The sequence below is a fragment of the Dietzia sp. B44 genome (genome assembly GCF_014145245.1).
GTDB classification, from domain to species: Bacteria; Actinomycetota; Actinomycetes; order Mycobacteriales; family Mycobacteriaceae; genus Dietzia; species Dietzia natronolimnaea.
The window spans coordinates 1-4,323 of record NZ_JAALEF010000204.1 but is presented as its reverse complement, the minus strand read 5'-3'; the positions used below and the strand labels follow the sequence as shown (position 1 = coordinate 4,323).

Below are 4,323 nucleotides of genomic sequence, written 5' to 3'. Positions count from 1 at the left end.
TGGGAGCCGCTGGTACACCGAGCTGCCGTTCGTGGTGGAAGCCGTGCTGGCGTCGGTGGTCGGTTCGCTGCTCGCGGTCGGCGGGCTGCTGGGGGCCAAGGTCGTCTTCCTCGACAGGGTGCTGGCCGAGGCGTACCGGGCGAACCTGGTGGAACGGATCACCACCGTCGACATCCTGCTGCTGGCCCCGGTCCTCGTGGTGGCGGGCGCGGTGGTGTCCGCGCTCACGGCGTGGGCCACGCTGCGGATCACGGTTCGGCAGTGATCCCGTACTGATCTAGAGTGGGGGATCTGCCCGACGGACGGACGAGGAGGTGAACCGACGTGGCCAAGAAGAACAAGAAGAAGGGTGCGTCGACCCTCGGCCGTGACGGCAGCGTGGTCGCGAGCAACCGCAAGGCCCGGCACGAGTACTCCATCCTCGACACCCACGAGGCGGGGATCGCGCTGTTGGGTACGGAGATCAAGAGCATGCGCGAGGGCCAGGCGTCGTTGGTCGACGCGTTCGCGACGATCGACGACGGCGAGGTGTGGCTCCGCGGGCTCCACATCCCCGAGTACTCCCACGGGAACTGGACCAACCACGCGCCCAAGCGCGCCCGCAAACTGTTGCTGCACCGTCGCGAGATCGATTCGCTCGTCGGCAAGGTGCGGGACGGCAACGCCACGCTGGTCCCGCTGTCCCTCTACTTCGTGAACGGGCGGGTCAAGGTCGAACTGGCCGTCGCCCGGGGTAAGCAGGCCCACGACAAACGGCACGACATCGCCAAGCGGACCGCCGAGCGCGAAGCCGTTCGCGAACTCGGCAGGAGGATCAAGGGCATGCACGCATGATGCCGGTCGCGCTGGCGTCGACCTCGGCGGTGGCGTACGGCATCAGCGACTACCTCGGCGGGGTCGCGTCCCGGCGGGCCCGTGCACTGAGGGTCGTCAGCGTGTCGTACCCGCTGTCGATCGTGCTGGTCGGGGCGGCGGCGGTGGTGTCCGGGGGGTCACCGACCCTGGTCGGGTTGGCCTGGGGGCTGACTTCGGGCCTCCTGTCAGGTCTCGCGGTGTGGTCGTTCTACGTCGCGCTCGCGCGCGGGCCGATGAGCGTGATCTCGCCGATCACGGCGGTTCTGGCCGCGTCGGTGCCGCTCGCGTTCGGGTTGGTGGCGGGGGAGCGGCCCGGGGCGGCAGCCCTGGTCGGGATGTCGGTGGCGCTCGTCGCCACGGTCCTCGTCTCACTGGAGAGCGACGAGGGTTCGTCGATCGGACACGGTCGCCTCACCTGGCCGTTGATGGCGCTCACGGTGATCTCGGGGCTGGCGTTCGCGGGCTTCTTCGTCCTGCTGGCACAGGTCCCGGCGGGTGAGGGGCTGTGGCCGGTCGCGGCGTCGCGGGTGGGCGCCACCGGGGTCGTCCTGGCGGCGGCGTTCGCCGCCCGCGAGTCGTTCAGGTTCTCCCGGCGCCTCATCGCCATCGGCCTGGTGATCGCCGTGTTCGACGCGGTCGCCAACGGAGCCTTCTACTTCGCCTCCCAGGCGGGCATGCTCTCGCTGGTGAGCGTGATCGCCGCGCTCTACCCCGCCTTCACGGTGGCGCTGGCCATCACGCACGGAGGGGAGCGCCTTCGCGCGGTCCAGATCGCGGGGCTCGCACTGGCGGGGGTGGCGATCGCACTGCTCGCGCTGGGCTGAGGTGGAGACGGAGCTCACCCTGGCGGTGGGGCCCCGGTCGGGGTAGGGTCAGTGGTCCGTCGATGAGAGTCGGCGGACCTGACGGGGCTGATGTGGTTTCGACTACGTGAGTTGACGCAGGGGAAGCGTGCCGGTGCAGGCCAGAGACCACCGTAAGCGTCGTGGCAACCAATTACGCGCCGATACCAATCAGCGCGACTACGCCCTCGCTGCCTGACAGCGAGCCCGTAGTCTGTCGGCCCGGGGTCGCCCTCGCCCCGGTCACCGGCATCATCTAGAGGGATCACCGGCTCACCCGGTCACGGGGTGGGTCGGGACATCCAACAGTGACTGGGATCGTCATCGCCGACATGTCCGCATGAGGGCGAGATCCGAGTAGAGGCCAACGCGGACTGCGCACGGAGAAGCCCTGCCGATGCTGCGGAGGACCCGGGTTCAATTCCCGGCAGCTCCACCATCGGGCCGAGCCCCCGGTCGATCACCGACCGGGGGCTCGGTGCATTTCGGCCTCGCCACCTGCCCGCACCTGAAAGAGGACTCAGGCGGTTTCGGTACCCTCTCGGTAGTCGCCAGTCGCTCGGAAAGGGCCGACGGTTTCCCAGGAGAGAAAGGCCCACCCACACGTGAACGCCAAGTCCGCAGGTAACAAGAGCACGAAGGTCCTGAAGACCAAGAAGAACAACGGGATGCTGATCACGGTTGCGGCCCTGATCGCCGTCGCCGTCCTGGTCCTCGGCGGCGTCGTGTGGATGGCCCAGCGGGGAGGCGAGGCCAACCCGATCACGTTCGGTGAGACGGCCGACGAGCTGATCGAGATCTCGGACACGGGTGTGATCGCGGTGGGGGAGGAGACCGCCCCGACCGTCCAGATCTGGGAGGACTTCATGTGCCCGGCGTGTGCCTCCTTCGAGGGGCAGAACGGTGAGCGGATCGCCTCCGCCGTGGAGGCCGGTGACCTGCGCGTGGAGTTCCACACCCTCAACTTCCTCAACCGCCAGTCGGCGTCGGGCGAGTATTCCACGCGGGCCATCGCCGCCGTCCAGTGCGTCGCGGCCAAGGATTCGCTGCCGGCCTTCTTCGACGTCAAGAACGCCTTCTTCGCCCAGCAGCCCGCCGAGGGCGGTGGCGACCGTTCGGCGAGGGAGCTGGCCGCCACCGCCGAGGCGGCCGGCGCGAACGCGGACTCGGTGGAGTGCATCGGCAACGTGGAGACCAACGGCGGGATGGAGAAGGCCTCGGACACCGCCGACAACTCGCAGGACAGTATCCGAGAGGTGACCGACCGCGTCTCCACCCCCACGGTCGCCTACGAGGGTGAGGTCGTGGAGATCGCCGATCCGGCCTGGCTGGACAACATCCTCGCCTGACCCCGGTCCGCACCGATCGGTACCGGCCCCGCCCGTCCAGGGCGGGGCCGGAGGCGATTTGGAGCGCCGAACCGGGATGGTGTAACTTTGGTCGAGCCGGTCGCCGAGAGGGGAACGGTGGAACAACCGATACGGGGCTATGGCGCAGCTGGTAGCGCACCACACTGGCAGTGTGGGGGTCAGGGGTTCGAGTCCCCTTAGCTCCACCCGAACGAACGATCCGGCAACGGATGGTTCATGCGAGCAAGAGCCCGGCCACTGGCCGGGCTCTTTTCATCTCTATCCCTGCTGCGCGGCCCACTCGGCGACCCGGCGTGCGCTCTCGGACTCCGACAGGTCCTCCACGCGGGACATGATCGACCATCGGACGCCGTACGGGTCCCGGATCGAGGCGTACCTGTCGCCGGAGACGAACTCGCTCACGGGTTCACGGATCGTGGCCCCGGCCTGTGCGGCCCGGTCGACCACCTCGTCGACGTCCGCGCAGTACATCCCGATCGAATAGCAGGCCACCTCCCCGGTGGGCGGGGGCACGAGCCCGAACCGGGGACTGGGCTCGCCGAGTTGCAGCCGGCCGTTGCCGAAGTCGAGTTCGGCGTGCACGACGATCCCGCCCATCTCCGTCACGTCGACCACCCGGGCGCCGAACACCGAGGAACAGAATTCGACCGCGTCCCCCGCTCTCTCGACGGCGAGGAACGGCGTGAGGCTGGTCGACCCGTGGGGGACGCCGTCGGTGGTGTGTTCTCCGGTGACCCCGGCCCGGGGCGTGGTGTTCTCTGTCATGCGATGAACCTACGAGGACATGCACGGGAGTGGCTTGAAGATTCGCGACGCCGTCGCGTCCGACACGCGGGGAGGGGACGATGGCCGACCTCCCTGATCGACGCGGGGTCCTCTATCCGGACAGGCTGCCCACCTTCCACCGCGAGGACGCGCCGTCGGAACTGCGTGACCGGATCCGTTGGTTCTGGATCCCGCGCTGGCGTCTCGCGCCGGGGGAGACCTCCCGGCAGGAGCTGCTCCCTTTTCCGGCGTCCAATCTCGTCGTCGACCCCGGAGGGGTCAGTCTCTCCGGACCGACGACCGGCGTCTCCCACCGGGACCTCAGCGGCAGCGGATGGGCGGTGGGCGCCCTGCTCCGCCCGGCCGGATTGGCCTCGTTGGCTGCCGAGCCCCGGCGGCTCCGCGACGCGGAGACGCCCCTCGACGCCCCCGGGTTGCATCGTGCCGTCGTGGCGGCGATGGGACAGGTGGACGAGGTCGTCGGCCGGTCG

5 protein-coding genes, 1 tRNA gene, 1 other RNA gene and 1 pseudogene are annotated in these 4,323 nt (G+C 69.2%); 7 read left to right on the top strand and 1 reads right to left on the bottom strand.

From position 1 onward, the window contains the following. The 6 genes and pseudogenes from G6017_RS16740 to G6017_RS07540 all read left to right on the top strand — a co-directional run. Window positions 1-265: pseudogene (locus G6017_RS16740) on the top strand (permease-like cell division protein FtsX); the annotation flags it as partial. 59 nt (window positions 266-324) lie between these two features. Next, a complete protein-coding gene (smpB, locus tag G6017_RS07560; protein ID WP_179524827.1) occupies window positions 325-834 on the top strand; it encodes an SsrA-binding protein SmpB in 510 nt (169 codons plus the stop codon). Next, entirely contained in the window at window positions 831-1,679 is an 849-nt protein-coding gene (locus tag G6017_RS07555) for an EamA family transporter (RefSeq protein WP_182616747.1), read from the top strand. The genes smpB and G6017_RS07555 overlap by 4 nt, the downstream gene beginning before the upstream one ends. A gap of 83 nt (window positions 1,680-1,762) precedes the next feature. Beyond that, window positions 1,763-2,136, top strand: a transfer-messenger RNA (tmRNA) gene (gene ssrA / locus G6017_RS07550). A gap of 166 nt (window positions 2,137-2,302) precedes the next feature. After that, complete coding sequence (locus tag G6017_RS07545) at window positions 2,303-3,046, top strand: DsbA family protein (protein WP_179524829.1); 744 nt, start codon at window positions 2,303-2,305, stop codon at window positions 3,044-3,046. A gap of 133 nt (window positions 3,047-3,179) precedes the next feature. Next, window positions 3,180-3,252: transfer RNA gene (locus G6017_RS07540), tRNA-Ala, on the top strand. Between the two features lie 73 nt (window positions 3,253-3,325). On the opposite strand, the gene G6017_RS07535 is transcribed toward G6017_RS07540, so the two are convergent. After that, the gene (locus G6017_RS07535) at window positions 3,326-3,832 is read right to left on the bottom strand and encodes a VOC family protein (RefSeq protein WP_182616746.1); all 507 of its coding nucleotides are present in this window, start codon (window positions 3,830-3,832) and stop codon (window positions 3,326-3,328) included. Window positions 3,833-3,912: 80 nt separating this feature from the next. Between G6017_RS07535 and G6017_RS07530 the strand changes: the two genes are divergently transcribed. After that, window positions 3,913-4,323: DUF6597 domain-containing transcriptional factor (locus tag G6017_RS07530; protein WP_347237961.1), on the top strand; the 411-nt coding region annotated here is incomplete at its 3' end.

Coding starts and splice junctions, on each gene's coding strand:
- G6017_RS07555 (WP_182616747.1), top strand. CDS start 831: ATGATGCCGGTCGCGCTGGCGTCGACCTCGGCGGTGGCGTACGGCATC.
- G6017_RS07535 (WP_182616746.1), bottom strand. CDS start 3,832: ATGACAGAGAACACCACGCCCCGGGCCGGGGTCACCGGAGAACACACC.